The sequence below is a fragment of the Streptomyces sp. NBC_00726 genome (genome assembly GCF_045161735.1).
GTDB lineage: Bacteria > Actinomycetota > Actinomycetes > Streptomycetales > Streptomycetaceae > Streptomyces.
The window spans coordinates 2,707,888-2,725,515 of sequence record NZ_CP108983.1 but is presented as its reverse complement, the minus strand read 5'-3'; the positions used below and the strand labels follow the sequence as shown (position 1 = coordinate 2,725,515).

At 70.7% G+C, this 17,628-nt stretch carries 15 protein-coding genes and 1 tRNA gene; 6 read left to right on the top strand and 10 right to left on the bottom strand.

All coding sequences use genetic code 11. The features are described 5' to 3' along the window. Positions 1–160: 160 nt before the first annotated feature. From OG338_RS12025 to OG338_RS12015, 3 genes are all read right to left on the bottom strand, one after another. Positions 161–367 carry a DUF397 domain-containing protein gene (locus tag OG338_RS12025; RefSeq protein WP_405937329.1) on the bottom strand — a complete coding sequence of 69 codons (207 nt, stop codon included), beginning with the start codon at positions 365–367 and terminating at the stop codon, positions 161–163. A gap of 208 nt (positions 368–575) precedes the next feature. Next, positions 576–1,433, bottom strand: coding sequence for a helix-turn-helix domain-containing protein (locus OG338_RS12020; protein ID WP_405937328.1), 858 nt, complete (start codon positions 1,431–1,433; stop codon positions 576–578). Between the two features lie 214 nt (positions 1,434–1,647). Next, the gene (locus OG338_RS12015) at positions 1,648–2,370 is read right to left on the bottom strand and encodes a GPP34 family phosphoprotein (RefSeq protein WP_405937327.1); all 723 of its coding nucleotides are present in this window, start codon (positions 2,368–2,370) and stop codon (positions 1,648–1,650) included. 194 nt (positions 2,371–2,564) lie between these two features. Between OG338_RS12015 and OG338_RS12010 the strand changes: the two genes are divergently transcribed. Together OG338_RS12010 and OG338_RS12005 are read left to right on the top strand one after the other, a co-directional pair. Continuing rightward, positions 2,565–4,883, top strand: a complete 2,319-nt coding sequence (locus OG338_RS12010) for a D-alanyl-D-alanine carboxypeptidase (protein WP_405940393.1) — start codon at positions 2,565–2,567, stop codon at positions 4,881–4,883. Positions 4,884–5,064: 181 nt separating this feature from the next. After that, a complete protein-coding gene (locus OG338_RS12005; protein WP_405937326.1) occupies positions 5,065–6,891 on the top strand; it encodes an MFS transporter in 1,827 nt (608 codons plus the stop codon). A 216-nt stretch (positions 6,892–7,107) separates the two neighbouring features. Here the strand turns inward: OG338_RS12005 and OG338_RS12000 are convergent, their stop codons facing one another. The 3 genes from OG338_RS12000 to OG338_RS11990 all read right to left on the bottom strand — a co-directional run bounded on the left by OG338_RS12000 (position 7,108) and on the right by OG338_RS11990 (position 12,104). Further along, positions 7,108–9,198, bottom strand: a complete 2,091-nt coding sequence (locus OG338_RS12000; protein WP_405937325.1) for a restriction endonuclease — start codon at positions 9,196–9,198, stop codon at positions 7,108–7,110. 305 nt (positions 9,199–9,503) lie between these two features. After that, complete coding sequence (locus OG338_RS11995; RefSeq protein ID WP_405937324.1) at positions 9,504–10,319, bottom strand: SAM-dependent methyltransferase; 816 nt, start codon at positions 10,317–10,319, stop codon at positions 9,504–9,506. A 471-nt stretch (positions 10,320–10,790) separates the two neighbouring features. Beyond that, on the bottom strand, positions 10,791–12,104 hold the full coding sequence (locus OG338_RS11990; RefSeq protein WP_405937323.1) for an NAD(P)-binding domain-containing protein: 1,314 nt from the start codon (positions 12,102–12,104) through the stop codon (positions 10,791–10,793). Between the two features lie 377 nt (positions 12,105–12,481). Here OG338_RS11990 and OG338_RS11985 point away from each other — a divergent pair, with 377 nt between their 5' ends. Further along, on the top strand, positions 12,482–12,853 hold the full coding sequence (locus tag OG338_RS11985) for an ArsR/SmtB family transcription factor (RefSeq protein ID WP_405937322.1): 372 nt from the start codon (positions 12,482–12,484) through the stop codon (positions 12,851–12,853). 26 nt (positions 12,854–12,879) lie between these two features. Further along, entirely contained in the window at positions 12,880–13,383 is a 504-nt protein-coding gene (locus OG338_RS11980; protein ID WP_405937321.1) for a GNAT family N-acetyltransferase, read from the top strand. Between the two features lie 4 nt (positions 13,384–13,387). On the opposite strand, the gene OG338_RS11975 is transcribed toward OG338_RS11980, so the two are convergent. Genes OG338_RS11975 through OG338_RS11965 form a run of 3 tightly spaced genes read right to left on the bottom strand, consistent with a single transcriptional unit; the run spans position 13,388 to position 15,854 of the window. Next, positions 13,388–14,446 carry an ArsO family NAD(P)H-dependent flavin-containing monooxygenase gene (locus OG338_RS11975; protein WP_405937320.1) on the bottom strand — a complete coding sequence of 353 codons (1,059 nt, stop codon included), beginning with the start codon at positions 14,444–14,446 and terminating at the stop codon, positions 13,388–13,390. Beyond that, positions 14,443–15,549, bottom strand: a complete 1,107-nt coding sequence (arsB, locus tag OG338_RS11970; protein WP_405937319.1) for an ACR3 family arsenite efflux transporter — start codon at positions 15,547–15,549, stop codon at positions 14,443–14,445. The genes OG338_RS11975 and arsB overlap by 4 nt, the downstream gene beginning before the upstream one ends. Continuing rightward, a complete protein-coding gene (locus tag OG338_RS11965) occupies positions 15,546–15,854 on the bottom strand; it encodes an ArsR/SmtB family transcription factor (RefSeq protein ID WP_405937318.1) in 309 nt (102 codons plus the stop codon). The genes arsB and OG338_RS11965 overlap by 4 nt, the downstream gene beginning before the upstream one ends. A gap of 91 nt (positions 15,855–15,945) precedes the next feature. Here OG338_RS11965 and OG338_RS11960 point away from each other — a divergent pair, with 91 nt between their 5' ends. Next, a complete protein-coding gene (locus OG338_RS11960) occupies positions 15,946–16,380 on the top strand; it encodes an arsenate reductase ArsC (protein ID WP_405937317.1) in 435 nt (144 codons plus the stop codon). 148 nt (positions 16,381–16,528) lie between these two features. Here the strand turns inward: OG338_RS11960 and OG338_RS11955 are convergent. Then, positions 16,529–16,601 (bottom strand) — tRNA-Arg (locus tag OG338_RS11955). Between the two features lie 732 nt (positions 16,602–17,333). Between OG338_RS11955 and OG338_RS11950 the strand changes: the two genes are divergently transcribed. Then, positions 17,334–17,603: an acyl carrier protein gene (locus OG338_RS11950; protein ID WP_405937316.1), complete on the top strand. Its 270-nt coding sequence runs from the start codon at positions 17,334–17,336 to the stop codon at positions 17,601–17,603. The last annotated feature ends 25 nt before the right edge of the window (positions 17,604–17,628 follow it).

Below are 17,628 nucleotides of genomic sequence, written 5' to 3'. Positions count from 1 at the left end.
GGTCGGGTGAGGAGGGGAACTGCCGGAGAAGCCAGAGAAGCCGGAGAAGCCCGGGAATCCGGTCCGGAAACGGCGAAAGCCCTCTCGGCCAGGACGGCGGGCCGGTCGAGAGGGCCTGGTGCGGGCCGCGGCGCGAACGCGCGGCCGGGGTCGCGCGGTCTCAGACGGTGGTCTGCGAGACGTCCAGGACGAACGCCGACCAGGTCTTCGCGGAGAAGTCGAGCACCCCGCTGCTCACGCTCTTCGAGTCGCGGACCAGCAGCGCGTGACCCTCCGCCGCCTTGACCTCCACACAGTTCCCATTCGCGGAATAGGAGGACTTGGTCCACTCAGTCAGTGTGTTCTGCGTGTTCTGCCGAATCACCATAATGACTCCGATGGTTGTGCCGGTCGTTGGGCGGTGCGCCCAGCCGCTGCGCCCAGCGACTGGTGAGGACGCTACGCCGCAACATCATCGGCCGTGAGTGGTGTTCACTCGTTCGGATGAATTACGCCTCGGCTGACTTCCGGCACAACCTGGCGGAGGTGTACCTTCCGCGCCGCCCCGGGAGCGCCCGTGGCGGACACGGAAATCGTCACGCTCCGCAGTTCTCCGCTGCCTGGAGGATGTACGCCCGGGACTGCTCCGCGCTGAGCGCCTTCGCGCGCAGATGTTCGTACATCACGGCATAACTCTGCACGTCCGGCGCCTTTTCCAGATACAGGTCGCTGGTGATCCCTTCGAGATAGACGACGCTCGCGTCCATGTCCTCCTGGAATTCGAGGATCGTGTAGCTCCCGTACATCCCCGGGTGCGCCCCGACGGTGTACGGCAGGACCTGGAGCGTCACGTGGGGCAGCTGGCTCAGCTCCGCCAGGTGCCTCAACTGGTCCGCCATGATCTGCGGGTCGCCCACGACGCGGCGCAGCACGGCCTCGTCGATCACGGCCCAGAACCGCAGCGGTTCGACCGGATCGGTCAGCCGGTCCTGGCGCTTGAGGCGGATCTGGATGCGCTTGTCGATCTCGGCGGGCGTGGCCTCCGGCCACATCCCCTCGATCGCGGCCTGCGCGTACTCCCGCGTCTGCAACAGGCCCGGGACGATCAGCGACTCGTACACCCGCAGGGACGCGGCGTCGGTCTCCAGACCGATGTACACGCTGTACGGGATGTCACCGAACGCGTGCCACCAGCCTTGCTGGCGGGAGTCCTTGGCCATCTGCATCAGCGAGTCGACCATGCGGCGGTCCTCGACCTCGTACACCCCGCAGAGATCGCGGACGTCGCGCTGGCTGATGGAACGGCGGCCGTTCTCCAGGCGGCTGATCTTCGACTGCGAGACCAGCAGCCGCTCCGCCACCTCCTCGGCGGTCATCCCTTTGACTTCGCGCAGTCGGCGCAATTCCTGACCCAACCGGCGTCGCCTGACGGTGGGATTGACGTTGGACGGCACGGAAACGGCACCTCCGGCTATGTAGCTGTGCGTATCTACTGCTGAGCAGATTGCCACCCTCGGGCCCGGCCGCGCTGGGAAACGGCCACACACAGCGGCGCGGGGCAGCCGGTGATATCGACTGCCCCGCGCCTCGGTGCGGCTCCCGGACCGGGTCTGGACGACGACGGTTCGGCGGTGTTCGGTTGTTGACGTGCGTGGTGCGGACGCGTACCTAGTGGGCCGCGGTGTGCGCCATGCTGCCGCGCCGTGACGGCGGCGGCACTTGCGGTTGCAACGGGACGCCGGCCGCCTGAGCGCGGCGCGGCTGTGCGACCGCCCCGTTCTGTACGTCCATCACGGCATGTGCCACGAGGCCGCCCATCGGGTCGTGCCTGATCAGGTCCCGGAGCCGGGAGCGCGATGAACGCCCCTCGTTCCCGGGATACAGGTGCTTGCCGAGTCCGACCGCGTGGGCCAGTGCGGCGAGCGCCGCGGTCCGCGGGTCCGGCGGTACGCCGGTGCGGATCGCACTGTCCAGCCTGGCCCTGATGTCCCGGCTGATCGCCGTGTCCGTCGCCTGGTAGCGAGTCGTCGGCAGCACTCCGCACATCTGGCCCTCGACGGCATGCACCATGCCGCAGCGCTCCAGATGAGCGAGGTAAATCTGGCGGAGCCCCAGCCGGGGTCCGCCGATCCAGTGGACCGCCCGTACCGGGCTGCCGCGCCTGCGCAGCAGTTCCAGTGCGGAGTCCAGGGTCGGATCTCCTGTCGGCCGTGGCATCACCACGGCGATACGATCCCCGTCTGGGGCTATCCGTCCTGCCAGGGCCAGCTCCACTAGCTGAGCTCCGGCGAGGCCGAGGTCGAGCGACTGCGGCTGCGCTGTGGTACCCGTGGTCGGGTCCAGAGCGAGCAGCAGAAGCTCCTCCGGAATTGTTCTGCGGCTCCTGCCCATCCATGCCTCCCCGCGTGGATGAATGACAGGGTGACCCCTCTCACATCTTCCTGTCGAGGGTGCCTGGTGGCTTTGTACTGGAACCAGTAGGTATGTCGTTCTCGTCTAGCAGCCCGGCCAAGGGTTCACACGGGACACTGGTAGATGGTTCGGACAGCGCGGGCGGTTCCCCGCGCCGCATGGAGGAGGCATCGGTGGCGGGCGAGTCCCCCGACAAGTCGGAGCAGCAGCAGTCGTCGGGAACGACTCGCAAGGAACGCGATCCGCGTCTCGACGTCTTCCGCGAGCCTGAACCGGGGCCCGGCTCCGCCGGTACGGGGTCCGGCTCCGCCGATGAGGTTTCCGGCTCCGCCGTTACGGGGTCCGGCTCGGCCGATCCGGAGGACGCGCCGGCGTCCCGGGACGCCGCCGGGGAGCCCGGCGATGCGCCGGACGCGGACGCGGGGGCGGCCCCGGAGGCCGCCGGGAGCGGTGCGAGCGCGGCGGAAGGCCCCGGCGAGGGCGCCGGTACGGCCTCCGAGGGCGCTGAGAGCGCTCTGGGGACCGCTGAGGAGCCGGAGGCGGCTTCGGACGCCCCCGGGACCGCTGAGGACGCGGAGGGCGGTGAGCCGGAGGCCGGGGAGGGCGACGCGCGCCTCCGGGCGGCCGTCGCCGCCTGGGTCTCGACGGCCGATGACGGCACCGAGGACACCGGCGAGGCCGACGCCTCGGAGGAGCCCCGCGTAACCGCTTCCCGCGAGGAGGCGGCCCCGGCCGCCGAGCCGGACGCGAAGCCGGAGGCCCAGCCCGCCGCGGAGGCGGAGGAGAAGCCCGAACCCGCCGCCGAGGCGGAGAAGCCGGCCGACGACGAGGGCGGCCCGGACGAGGAGAAGCCCGAGCCCGCCGCCCAGGCGGAGAAGACGCCCGACGACGGCGGCACCCCGGACCGGAAGGCGCCCGCCGCCGAGGCGCCCGCGCCCGTTGATCAGCCCACCGCCGTCTTCAAGGCCCCCCGGCTGCCGAAGGTCGATCAGCCGACCACCGCGCTGAAGATCACCAGGTCCGCGTCGGGGCAGCCGCTCGCCGCCGAGGCGGCATCGCTCACCGACCGCACCAGCCGGTTCGTACCGCTGCGCTCCGACGACGTACGCCAGGCGCCCGCGCCGCGCGCGCCGGAGAGCCCCGTCGCCGGGCCGCCCGCGGCCCTCAGCGGGGCCGAGCGGACCCGGCAGCAGCCGATGCCGCCGAAGCCGCCGCTCGACCTGCTCGCCGAGCTGACGAACACCCCGCCGCCACCGGAGACCCCGGTCCGCAACGCGGTGCGCAGGGTCAAGATCTGGACCCCGCTGGTCCTCCTGCTGCTCCTTGTGTTTGCGATCGTACAGATGGTGCGCCCGCTCCCGGACCCGGCGCTGAAGATGACCGCGCAGGACACGTACACCTTCGGCGGCGGCGAGCTGAAGCTCGACTGGCCGTCGCAGGGGCAGTCCGCGGTCGCCGTGGACGGTGTCGGCTCGCTCGGCTCGTCCGGGACCCGGAAGCCCGCGCCGATCGCCAGCGTCGCCAAGATCATGACGGCGTACGTCATCCTTCAGGGTCACCCGCTCACCGGGAAGGATGAAGGGGAGAAGATCACCGTGGACCAGCAGGCCGAGGACGAGTCCAAGGCCGAGGACGAGTCCACGGCGCCGATCAGCGAGGGGCAGCAGTTCACCGAGAAGCAGATGCTGCAACTGCTGATGATCCCGTCGGGCAACAACGCGGCCCGGCTGTTCGCGCGCTGGGACTCCTCCTCCGAGGCCGCCTTCGTCGAGAAGATGAACGACGAGGCGAAGAAGCTCGGCATGACGGACACCACGTACACGGACCCGAGCGGTCTGAAGAAGACGACCGTCTCCACCGCCGCCGACCAGCTCAAGCTGGCGCACGCCGTCATGCAGAACGAGGTGTTCCGCGAGATCGTGGACACCCCGCAGATCAAGATCGACGGCATCGACACGATGATCTACAACAACAACACCCTTCTGCTGAAGCCCGGGGTGAGCGGCATCAAGACCGGTTCGTCCACGCCGGCCGGCGGCAATCTGGTCTGGTCCGCCAACACCGTGGTGGACGGCAAGAAGCTGTGGATATACGGCGCGGTCATGGGCCAGCAGGCCGGCACCGGCCAGCCGTACGACAGCCTGGTGATGGCGATCGACAACAGCCTCAAGCTGATCGAGGGCGCCCAGAAGGCGGTGACCTCCGCCAAGGTGGTTCACAAGGGAGACGTCGTCGGCTATGTGGACGACGGATTCGGCGGCCGTACGCCGCTGGTCGCCACCGCCGACCTGAAGGCGAAGGGCTGGCCGGGTCTCAAGGTGGACCTCTCCGTCGAGGGCAACGGCAAGGCGATCTCGCGCGGTATGAAGGCGGGCACCGAGGTGGGCGTGGTGACCGTCGGCACCGGCACCGGCAAGGTCAGCGCGCCCGTCGCGCTCAAGCAGGACCTGACCGACCCGACCTTCGGCCAGAAGCTGACCCGCATCGGCTGACCGGTCACCCCCGGAATAAGCCCCTGCGCAGCGCAGGGGCTTATTCCGGGGCAGCGTGCGAGACCGCGTGTTAGCGTCCCGGGGGCAACGCGCGGACCCCGGAGCGCGTCTTCCGGCCCATGAGACCCGAGCAGGAGAGCCGGCCGAGACCACGCGTCCGGGAAGGGACGGGGAGAGAGCAGTGACCACTGCCGAGCCGACACGGGCGGATGCCGGCACCACCGGTACGGACCCCGCGCAGGCGGAGCGCCGGAGCGGCGGCGAGGACACCCCTCGGACGCCCGGCCGGTTCGACGGCCTGAAGCGGCGCTGTCTGCGCCACCCGGTCCTGCTGACGACCGCGGTCGCCGCGGTCGCCCACATCCTGTGGTTCCTCTTCTTCGCCAACAGCGGCGGCGACATCGCCGCCCAGGACGCCTGGGCCGAATTCGTCGGCCGGCACCCCGGCACCGCGTACAACCTCGCCTGGTACGGGGGCATGCACCCCGTCTCGTACAGCGTCGTCTCGCCGTATCTGATGTCCCTGCTCGGCGTGCGTACGACGATGATGATCGCCGGCACGGTCTCGGCCGGGCTCACCTCGCTGATCCTCTACCGCGTCAAGGCGGTCCGTAACCCCCTGGCCTGCTCGATGGCGGGCGTCTTCGCGTATCTGTGCAACGCGCTGTCCGGCCGGGTGACGTTCGGGCTCGGCATGATGTTCGCCGTCGGCGCGGCGGCCGCCGTGTTCTGCTGGCCGTACCGGTGGCGCTACAAGCGGTGGGCGAAGGCGGCCGTCGCCGCGCCGCTCGCCGGGCTCGCGACGGCCGGCAGCCCGGTGGCCGGCCTCTTCCTCGGCGTCGTCGCGGCCGCGCTGTTCCTGAACAAGCGGCGCCCCGGCGCGTACGCACTGGGCCTCGCGCCCGTCGCGGTGGTCGCGCTGTCCGCCTGGCTGTTCCCGTTCTCCGGCACCCAGCCGATGTCGGTCGCGACGCTCTCCGGGCCGTTCATCTTCGCGTGGCTCGTCTTCTTCCTCGTACCGTCCGACTGGAAGACGGTCCGCACGGCCTCGGCCGTGTACGGGGTCGGGACGCTGCTCACGTACATCATCGACTCGCAGATCGGCTCCAACGTCTCGCGGATGGCGATGCTGTACGCGGGCGTCGTCCTGCTGGCCGCCCTCCCGTACACCGCGCCCCGCTCGCGGCGGTGGTACGCGCTGGTCATCGCGTTCGTCTCGCTGAACGTCTGGATCGGCTTCAAGGGCGTGGACGACATCGTCAGGACCGCCCCCACCGCGTCCTGGACCCGCTCGCTGGCCCCCCTGGTCAACCAGCTCCAGAAGGTCGGCGCCGAACGCGGCCGGGTCGAGGTCGTCCCGCCGAGCAGCCACCGCGAGGCGTCCGCGCTGCCGCGCTCCGTCAACCTGGCCCGGGGCTGGAACCGCCAGGCCGACATGAAGCGGAACCCGCTCTTCTACGACGACACCCTGGACCCCATCAACTACCGCCAGTGGCTCGACCGCTGGGCGGTGCATTACGTGGTGCTGCCGCAGGGCGACCCCGACTACAGCGGCGCCCGCAAGGAGGCCGAACTCGTCGGCAAGGGCCTCTCCTACCTGAAGCTGATCTGGTCCAACACGGACTGGCGCCTCTTCGAGGTGGACAGCCCCGTCCCGCTGGCCGACCCGCCCGCCACGGTGGAGCGCGCCGGCGAGGGCGAGCTGACGATCCACGTCAAGAAGGCGGGCCGGGTCCTGATCCGCGTCCCCTACTCACGCTGGCTCGCCGTCCTGGACGAGGACGGCAAGGGCGTGGAACGCCCCCAGGAGACCGAGGCGTCCAAGCAGCGCGCGGACGAGGACACCCCGCGCACCTTCGTCAACGAACACGGCTGCCTCATCAAGGTGGACGAGGACGAGGACGGCGACGAATGGACAGAACTCCTCGCCCCACGCCCCGGCACGTACCGCCTGGGAGCCCCGTACCAGCTCCCGCCGGGGACACCTTGCCCGGATGAGCTGCGGTGACGCGGGCGGCGTCTTCCACGGGCCGGGGCCGAGGCTTCCGTCCTCAAACGCCGGACAGGCTTGAATGCGCGCGTCGGCCCAGGCCCCTGCCCCGGTGGCCGGTCCCGCCGATGGCCCGTACGAAATCCGCGTACCACCGCGCGGCCAGTGAAGCGGCCTCCCCGGGCGTGAGGGGGGTGGGGATCAGTGGGGGGAGCGCCTGTCCTTTTCGGCCTCCTACTCGACGTCGATCCCGTACTCCGTCACCAACTCCTCAAGCCCGCCCCGGTATCCCTTGCCGCCCGTGACGAACTCCCAGTCCCCGTTGGCCCGTCGGCGGAACGAGCCCAGGACGAGCGCGGTCTCGCCCGGCCGGCCGTCCGAGACGTCCAGCCGGTCGAGCGGGGTGCGCTCGGCGTCGAGCAGCCGGATTCCGGCGTCGGTGAAGCCGGACAGGTCGGCGTCGGGGTTGGCGACGGGGTCGATCGAGGCGATGATCACCAGCCGGTCCGCGCGCGCCGGGAGCGCGTCGAAGGCGACCTGGATCGCGGCCTTGTCGGGTGCCACGGGGATCAGGGCGCGGACCGAACCGTCCGGGGTGCGCGGGTTATTGAAGAACACGAAGTGATCGTCGTCCAGGACGCGGCTGCCCCGGCAGACGAGCGCACAGACGTCCAGGGCGACGGAGCCGGACCAGGACATGCCGAGCACGTTGTGATCGGCGTCCCGGGTGTCGGCGCTATCGTCCTCCGGCGCGGTCCGCTGGGCCGGGACCGGTGGCTCGCCGCCGCCCAGCCGCCCCCGCAGCCCGTGCCGGTGCAGCAGGTCGACCAGCTCGGAGCCCGGCACCAGCTCCAGCGGCTTGCCGTTGGCGAAGGTGTGCGAGCCGGGGCCGAACTTGGACGTGGTGACCAGCACGCCCTTGTTGGCACCGGCGTCCTGGACCGTCCCGTACAGATCGCGGACCGCCGTCGGCGGCACGGTGTTGCGGTAGCGCTTCACCTGGACGACGATCTTGCCGCCGCGTATCGGCGCCGGGTCCAGCGCGTCGACGTCGACGCCGCCGTCGTTGGAACGCTGCGTGGTGACGGCCTGCATGCCCATCGCCCGGAACAGCTCGGCGACCAGCGCCTCGAAGGCGAGCGGGTCCATCTCGTACAGGTCCGGCTCCTCGTCGCCGCCGTGCGTCACGACCCCGTTGCCGACATCCTCGGGGACCCGGCCCGGCCGCACCGCGGCGTACTGGTCGGGGCGCGTGGACAGCTGCCCGCGCAACCCGTCCACCAGGCAGTTCACCGCGTTCACCTGCTCCAGGTGCAGCCCGGCGAAGTCCGCCCGGGTCGCCATGACCGTGCCGAGGAACATCGGCATCCGCCGCCCGGTCGCCGGGTCGTGGTCGTCCACGAAACCGTTCAGCGCGACGGACTCCAGGGCCCCGAACTCGTCGGCGGCGAAGAGATCGCGCAGCACGAGCAGCAGACACTGGGCGAGCACGTCCCGGTACAGCGCCCGGCGCTGCGTGACCGGCCGGGGCGACTCCTTCTCCTGGTCCGCGTTGATCATGTACCGCACGGACTTCGCCTCGGGAACCACGTCGTACCGGGGCAGCTCCCAGTTCAGCACCAGCTGCCGGGCGCCCGAGTCGTAGGCCGCCGCCACCTGCCGGGGCAGCTCGTCGGGCCAGCCGGTGGAGGCGTAGAGCGCGGCGGAGAAATACGCCACGGCCGCCTCGGCGTCCCCGGCGCGCAGCCCGGCGGTCATCTCCGCGATCCCGGCGTTGTGACTCCGGATCTCCGCCAGCCGGGCGTCCGCCCACTGCCGGTACTGCCGCTGGTAGCCCGCGAACTGCGCCTGCCGCTGTGCCTCGGCCGCCTGCGCCGCCTGCCAGTCCCGCTCGAACCGGGCCCGCGCCTCGGCCTGCGCCTGGGCCCGCCGCCCGGCGGTCCAGCCGCCGCCCTGTGCCTCGTAACGCGCGGGGTCGGGCATCGGTACGGGCTGCGCCAGCGGCCCCGGCGCGAACGGCTCGACCTCCTCCGCCCGGGTCAGCGCCGAGGCCCGGAACGCCGGCGCCCGGCACCCGGCCGCCAGCAGCCCCTGCAACGCCTCGACCCGGGCATCCAGCTCCCGGGTGCGCCGCCGGGCCTCGGCCTCACGCTGTTCCCGGTAGGCGGCCTTCTGCTCGCGCTGACTCCGGGCGACCTCGCGCTGATACGCCCGCTGCGCCCGCTCCTGATCCCGCTGATACCGGGCTTGCGCCTCCTGCTGCCGCTGCTGCTGCCGCTGCGCTTCGGCCCATACGGCGACCAACCCATTGGAGCGACGACTCATCCCGCCCAGGCCCTCCCCACCGGGACGGCACACGTACGTACGCACGGCGCGCCCCGGCCCCTCAACCAGCAGTGATGGAACAACTTTAGTCCGTGACGAACCCGGGGCCCATGGAGTCGGCAGGGTTTGGGGGGAAGTTGGGGAAGTCGAAGGTGCGAGGACGACCCCGTACATCCTGACTTTCCGCGTGGAAGCGCTCACCCCGACCCGCTCCCGCCTCACCGCCGAGAGCCGAGCCGCGTTCCCGGGTCTGTCCGCAACAACGCGCCAGGAGCCACGGAATCGGTCGGCGACGCCTTTCGCCCTCAGGCAGTTCCGTGCTTGAGGCCCAGGCCGCCACGGAACCCCATGTCGTCAGGCCCCTCGGGCACCGATGCGTCCGGGTGCCAGCGGTCGACGGTTACTACGCCCGGTTCCAGCAGTTCCAGTCCCGTGAAGAATTCCTCGATCTGCTTCTGTGTGCGCAGCACCACGGGCTTGGAGACTTTGTTCTGCCGGTAGAAGGCCGATGCCTCCGCTGCCCTGACGGGATCCGCGTCACCGCAGGCATGGGACAACGCGACGTACGAGCCGGCTGGAAGGGCGTCCACGAGGACCCGCAGGACGCCCGCCGGGTCCTCGTCCTCGTCGAGGAAGTGCAGGATCGCGGCCAGGACCAGGCCCACCGGACGCGTCATGTCGAGTGTCTCGGCCACCTCGGGCGATTCCAGTACCGCGCGCGGGTCACGCAGGTCGGCCTGCAGGTAGGTCGATCGGCCTTCGGGCGATATCGGGGTGAGCAGCGCCTCGGCGTGCCGCAGCACCACGGGGTCGTTGTCCACATAGACGATCCGAGCCGAGGGCACCATGCCTTGGGCGATCTCGTGCAGGTTGGGCCGGGTGGGGATGCCGGTGCCGATGTCCAGGAACTGTGTGACGCCCCCTTCTTTCACCATGTGCCGTACGGCGCGCGCCATCCATGCCCGGTTCTGCTGCGCGCTGCGCTGGATTTCCGGCCAGCGCTGGGCGATGCCCTCCGCGACGGCTTGGTCCACCGGGTAGTTGTCCTTGCCACCGAGGAGGCTGTCGTAGACGCGCGCCGGGTGCGGCTTTCCCTGCTCGAACGACCCGTTGGGGGACACACGACCTCCTTCGCGCGATGGCACATTCGGTTCACGCAACAACGCTCTGGCCAGAGCCATTTGAACATACCGCGCAGTGCGAACCCACCCGTGCTCTCGGGCCACTTCGGTCTGCCCCAGTACGTTGTAGGGGCGGCGCCTGCCATCACGGCCAGTACCCAGGGCGACCTGCACCCATCCGGTCGACCGGACCGCCGCGAAGCCGGCCTGGGGCCTGACCACCGGCGAAGCCGAACAGGTGCTGGAAGCGCATCGGCGGAGCGCGCGGAACTCCGGTTCAGGACTCGGCGGTATCGAGTCTCTTCTCCTTCCAGCAGCAGGGCTTGCAGTGCGGTCGCGCCGGGGTGCCTGACCTGCGAAAACACCTCTCCGTAGTTCTCACGTGTTCGCGGCGATTCTCGCCCTCATGTGTGCGGAATCCGTTCCGCTGTGCGGAATCCGTTCCGCGTCGGCATGCGACTGGCGGGGCGGTCACGAGCCGCAGCATCCGCCACCCTGGTCGGCCTCGGGGGCGGCGAAGAGGCCGGCGCCGCCGCACACCCCGGTTTCGGGCAGGGTCAGTTCGACTCGGTCGGCCGCGTCGAGGTCGCCGGCGATCGCGGCGGTCACGGAGCGGACCTGCTCGTAGCCGGTCATGGCGAGGAACGTCGGGGCGCGGCCGTAGGACTTCATCCCGACCAGGTACACGCCCTGTTCCGGGTGGGAGAGCTCGCGGTGGCCGTGCGGGTAGACGGTGCCGCAGGAGTGCTGGTTGGGGTCGATCAGCGGAGCCAGCTCGACCGGCGCCTGGAGGCGTTCGTCCAGGCGCAGGCGCAGCTCGTCCAGGAAGGACAGGTCGGGGCGGAAGCCGGTCAGGACGATGGCCTCGTCGACCGGGTCCAGGCGGCGGCCGTCCTCGCCGACCAGGACCAGGCGCCCGTCGGCGTCGCGCTCGATCGCCTCGGTGCGAAAGCCGGTGACCGCGTCCGCGTGGCCCTCGTCCACGGCGGCCTTCGCCGCCAGGCCCAGGGCGCCGCGCGCCGGGAGCTGGTCGGCGGTGCCGCCGCCGAAGGTCGAGCCCGAGAGGCCCCGGCGCAGAATCCACACACCCTTCGTTCCCGTGCCGTCGTCGGACTTGGCGAGGTCGGCGAGGTAGGCGAGAGCGGTGAACGCGGAGGCACCCGAGCCGATCACAGCGGTGCGCTTGCCCGCGTAACGGGCCCGGGTCGCCTGGTCTTTCAGGTCCGGGACGCGGTAGGTGATCCGGTCTGCGGCGGCCTTTTCGCCGAGTGCGGGCAGTCCGCTGCCGCCTGCCGGGGACGGAGTGGCCCAGGTGCCGGAGGCGTCGATGACCGCGCGCGCGAAGAGGCGCTCCTCACGGCCGTCGGCGTGGGTGACGTGCACGACGAAAGGCTGCTGCTCGCGGTCGGCGTCCACGATCCGGTCCCGGCCGGTGCGCGAGACACCGGTGACGGTGGCGCCGGTGCGGACGCGGTCCCCGAGGGCGTCGGCGAGCGGCAGCAGGTAGGACTCGGCCCAGTCGCCGCCGGAGGGGTAGGTGGCCGAGTCGGGGCGGGTCCAGCCGGTCGGGGCCAGCAGTTTCTCGGCGGCCGGGTCGACGACCTCGCCCCAGGTGGAGAACAGGCGTACGTGCGACCACTCGCGCACCGCGGCGCCGGCAGCGGGCCCGGCCTCCAGGACCAAGGGCTCGATGCCCTGGTCGACCAGGTGGGCGGCGGCAGCCAGACCGGCGGGGCCGGCCCCGATCACGACGACGGGCAGCTCGGTGGTGGCGGGCGCGTTCACGGCGACTCCTTGCGTGTTTCGACGTCTGTCGATGGCTTGCGTGGCCCAGCATGACATCTGTATCGATGAGCGTCAACATAGGCATTCATCGAAATAAGGGCCGGGCTCGCCGCCATCCAGATGCTGCTGTGGCACGGATTGCGGCCGGTGGTGCTGGAGGCGTCCGACCGGCCGGCGGTTGCTGTGGGCCGCCGACTATCGCTGTCCCGCCCCCTTCGCCGGCCGCCGTGTGGTGGTGGCCGGGGCGGGGAATCCTGTAGCGCGGATGGCCATCGGGCTTGCCGGGGCCGGCCGGCGCGTCCTCGATGATGGCCGCTACCTTGCGCGCCCGGTGATGTCTCTCCCCGCGCTGGTTCGACATGTGTCAACATAGATGCATGTCGAATGTGAAGGTGCTGCCGCTGCTCGAACCCGACGGTCAGGGCGTGGTGCCGTGCTGCCCCCCGCTGGCCGAGCGCCCGATGACCGCCGAGGAGGCCGAGACCGCCGCGCGGATGTTCAAGGCCCTCGGTGACCCGGTCCGCCTCCGTCTCTTCTCGGCCGTGGCCTCCCACGAGGGCGGCGAGGCGTGCGTCTGCGACATCTCCGACGTCGGCGTCTCCCAGCCCACGGTGTCCCACCACCTGAAGAAGCTCAAGGAGGCCGGACTGCTCACCTCCGAGCGGCGCGGCACCTGGGTCTACTACCGGGTCGAGCCGTCCGTGCTGGCGGCCATGGGCCGGCTGCTGACCCTGCCGACCGCAGCCTGACCGGGACGAGGGGGAGCGCCGTGGGGATGGGACCTGCGAGTGCGGCGATCGTGCCGCTGACTCCGGAGTACGCGGAGCAGGTGCTGGCCATCTACCAGGCGGGGGTCGACGAGGGGAACGCCACCTTCGAGACCGTCGCGCCGGTCTGGGAGGCGTTCGACGCGACGAAGTTGCCCGAGCACCGCTTCGCCGCCGTAGACGCCGACGGGGCGGTGCTGGGCTGGGTGGCCGCGAGCCGGGTTTCCGACCGGTGCGCGTACGCGGGCGTGGTGGAGCACTCCGTCTACGTCCACCCGGCCGCCCGTGGCCGTGGGGTCGCCTCCGCCCTGCTGAAGGCGCTGATCGAGTCCACGGAACAGGCCGGGATCTGGACGATCCAGTCGGGGATTTTCCCCGAGAACACCGCCAGCCTCGCCGTGCACCGGCGGGCCGGGTTCCGTGTCATCGGCACGCGGGAGCGGATCGGGCGCCACCACGGCGTCTGGCGCGACGTCGTCCTCGTGGAGCGCCGCAGCCCCGCCATCACCTGACCGGTCAAGGCAGTTGAGCGATCGCGTGGGCGGCGTCGCGGGCGGTGCGGCCTACGCCGATGAGGGTGGCGGAGGCCGGGCCGGTCCAGTCGCCGTAGCCGAGCAGGTGCACCCGTGGCTCGCCGAGGGCGCGTGTGCCGTCGGTGAGGATGCGCCCGCGCGGGCCGCGCAGGTTCAGCGGGGCGAGGTGGGCCAGGGCCGGGCGGAAGCCGGTGCACCAGATCACCGCTTCCGCGTCGCTCCGGCTGCCGTCGGCCCACCGGACACCGGTTGGCGTGAGCTGGGCGAACATCGGCTTCGCGGCGAGGAGTCCGGCGTCGCGGGCGGTGCGGACGGGCGGTACGGCCACGATGTCGCCGAGTGAGGCCACCCCACCGGTGTCGCGGCGGCCGGCGTCCAGGGCGCGGCGGCGGGCGGTGGCGACTTCGAACAGGGCCCGGCCGTCGATGTCGTCCGGCAGGAACCGTGGCGGGCGCTGGGTCACCCACGTCACCTCGACATCGCCGTCCAGGGCGAGATCGGCGGCGATCTGGGCCCCGGAGTTCCCGCCGCCCACCACGACGACACGCTGCCCGGCGAAGTCGGCCGGGCTCTCGTAGTTCACCGTGTGCAGCTGTCGCCCGGCGAAATCCGGACGGCCAGGGACGGCCGGCAGAAATGGTCGCGACCAGGTGCCGGTGGCACTGATGACTGCCTTCGCCCGCCAGATCCCGGCGTCCGCCTCGACCCGGAGCCGGTCCGCGTCGCGGCGTACGGCGTCCACGCGGGTGCCGTGCTGGACGGGCAGGTCGTAGCGGTGCTCGTAGTCGGCGAGGTAGTCCACCACGTGCGCGGCGCCCGGGTAGGTCTCGCCCGCCTGGGCGGGCATGAGGCGGCCGGGCAGGGAGGAGTGCTCGGCCGGGGAGAACAGGTGCAGGGAGTCCCACATGTGCTGCCACGACCCGCCCGGCTCCGCACCGGCGTCCAGGATCACGAAGTCGAGACCTCGGCGGCGCAGGTGGTAGCCGGCGGCGAGCCCTGCCTGGCCACCGCCGACCACCACCACATCGGTGCGCTCCGTCATGGTGATGTCGTCACCGCGTCCGGGGCGAACTTCCTTCGCCAGGCGAGCGCGACGTGGACCAGGCCGATCAGCACCGGGACTTCGATGAGCGGGCCGACGACGCCGGACAGGGCCTGGCCGGAGGTGACACCGAAGGTGGCGATGGCGACCGCGATGGCCAGCTCGAAGTTGTTGCCCGCCGCGGTGAAGGCGAGGGTCGCGGTGCGGTCGTAGGCCAGGCCCAGGCCCTTGCCGAGCAGGAACGTGCCGAAGAACATGACGGCGAAGTACACCAGCAGCGGCAGCGCGATCCGGGCGACGTCCAGCGGCTGCGACGTGATGGTCTTCCCCTGGAGGGCGAAGAGGACGACGACCGTGAACAGCAGCCCGTACAGCGCCCACGGGCCGATCTGCGGCAGAAACCGCTGCTCGTAGTCGGCGCGGCCCATCTTCTTCTCGCCCAGGCGGCGGGTGAGGAAGCCGGCGGCGAGCGGGATGCCCAGGAAGATGACCACATTCAGCGCGATCTTCCACATGGAGATGTCGAGGTGCTCGCCGTCGCCCAGGCCCAACCAGCCGGGCAGCAGGTCGAGGTAGAACCAGCCGAGCAGGCCGAACGCGAGGACCTGGAAGACGGAGTTGAGGGCGACCAGAACGGCAGCGGCTTCGCGGTCGCCGCAGGCGAGGTCGTTCCAGATGATGACCATGGCGATGCAGCGGGCCAGGCCGACGATGATCAGGCCGGTGCGGTACTCGGGCAGGTCCGGCAAGAAGATCCAGGCCAGCGCGAACATCACCGCGGGTCCGAGGACCCAGTTGATGACCAGCGAGGTGACCATCAGCTTGCGGTCGCCGGTGACGGCGTCGAGCCGGTCATAGCGGACCTTCGCCAGCACGGGATACATCATGATCAGCAGACCGAGCGCGATCGGCAGGGAAACTCCGCCGATCTCCACCTTCGCGAGCGCGTCGTTCAGCCCTGGGATGAGCCGGCCGAGCCCGAGGCCGACGGCCATGGCGAGCATGATCCACACCGCGAGGTAGCGGTCGAGGGTCGAGAGCTTCCTGACGATCGAGTCGTCCCCGGCCGCCTCGGCGCTCTGGGCGTGGGCGCTGGAGGTCACGGGCAGGCCCTCTTGTTCTCGGCGGCGGTGCGGGCGGATTCGGCGAGCTCGGCGAACTGCCCGGACAGCCCGGCCAGGACCTCGGGCTTGAGCTTGTAGTAGGTGAAGCGGCCACACGGCTCGGTCTCCACCAGCCCGGCCTCGCGCAGCACCCTCATGTGGTTGGACAGGTTGGTCTGCTTGGCCCCGGTCTCCTCCACCAGGTGCGTGGTGCACAGCGTCTCGCGCGCCAGCAGGGTCACGATCCGCAGCCGGAGCGGATCGCCCAGCGCCCGGATCACATCAGGATCGGCTGAAGTCAGCATGCGCTGATACTCTCACATCACCGTTCACTGATGTCAGCGAATGCTGATGTCATGGGTCACGCCCAGCCACCGCGAGACGAGAGAGCCCCTCATGCCCGAGAGCACCGGCGCGAAGCCGTCCGTCCTGTTCGTCTGCGTCCACAACGCCGGCCGCTCCCAGATGGCCGCCGCCTGGCTGACCCACCTGGCCGGGGACCGCGTCGAGGTCCGCTCCGCCGGCTCCGAACCGGGCGGCCAGGTCAACCCGGCCGCCGTCGCGGCGATGGCCGAGGTCGGTATCGACATCTCCGCCGAGGTCCCGAAGATCCTCACCGTGGACGCGGTGGAGGAGTCCGACGTGTGCGTCACCATGGGCTGCGGCGACACCTGCCCGGTCTTCCCCGGCAAGCGCTACCTGGACTGGAAGCTCGACGACCCGGCCGGTCAAGGCGTCGAAGAGGTCCGCCCGATCCGCGACGAGATCAAGGCCCTGGTGGAGGGCCTGATCGCCGAGATCGCCCCGGCCGAGCCGGAGGCGACGGTGTGAGCCGACTGCGCAATGCCATCCTCGCTGGCTCCGCCAGGCCGCTGTCGTCACCGGGGACCGTGAGGTCTCGGCCCACCCTTCGCACACCACGAGTACGAAGGCCCTCCCGCCCGACGGGCGGAAGGGCCTCTGACCTGGTGTTTCTCTGTGCCCCCGGCAGGATTCGAACCTGCGACACCCGCTTTAGGAGAGCGGTGCTCTATCCCCTGAGCTACGAAGGCAGGGATCTGTCGGAAAACGTGTCTGAAACCCTCCCTGAAATGGGCGGATCCAGGATTTCGGTTCCCCGGCAGCTCCGTGGTGGGCAGGCGCGAAGGTCTGCGTTACCGCGGACAGTGTAGCGGGTGACGGTTCTGAGGGCGGCACCCCTTGGCAGGGCCGGCGTGAGCTGGCATCAGGGGCAGGCAGCGGCAGGCTGGGACCGGGGCGGTCCTCCTCGGTTACCCCGGGTCGGTGGCGGTCAGGGCTTGTGGCGGCCGAAGGCGCGGGCGATGGAGTAAGGCGGGGTTGTACCGGCGCGGCCGTCCGGTGAGCGGGCGGCTGAGAACCGTGACCGCAGGCGGGCGCCGCGACTGTCTGGTGGTGATCCTCAAGCTGTCTCGTGAAGAGGCGTCGGAGATGTTCTCGCCCTACGGACTCTGGATGCCCATCGCGGAACTCGGTCGCGTGACGTCTTCCCCAGGGAGCTCGGGATCCTGATGACCGGTTACACCAAGGGCTGGATCCCGGACGGCCCCATCACGCTGGACCCCGACGAGCCTGTCGAGTAGAGGACCCGACCCCTTGTGGTCCTGGACCTGGCTGGTTGGGCTGATTGACGGGACTGAGCGCCGCGCAGCCGGGCTGGCTGGTGGGCCAGACTGTATAGGCATCGTATAGCGACCGCTTCCACCCTCGACTCATCACACGGGCGGAGTCACCGGACTCCGATACCGATCCGCATGGGAGTCGAGATGACCAACGTGAGCCTGACGAACGGCCTTGACGCTGCCCGCAAGCAGGAGATCAAGGAAGTCGTCTGCGACATTCTCGAGATCGACGAGGACGAGGTCACCGAAACCAGCCTCTTCAAGGAGGAGCACGACGCGGACTCGCTGCGCGCGATCGAGATCCTCGCTGCTCTGGAGCGGACCCAGAAGGTGACGATCGACCAGAGCGAGCTCAGCCGCATGGTCAACCTGGAGGGCGTGTACGCGGTGGTGGCCGAGGCCGCTCGAAGCTGATCCGTCGTCCCGACCGCCAGATGGG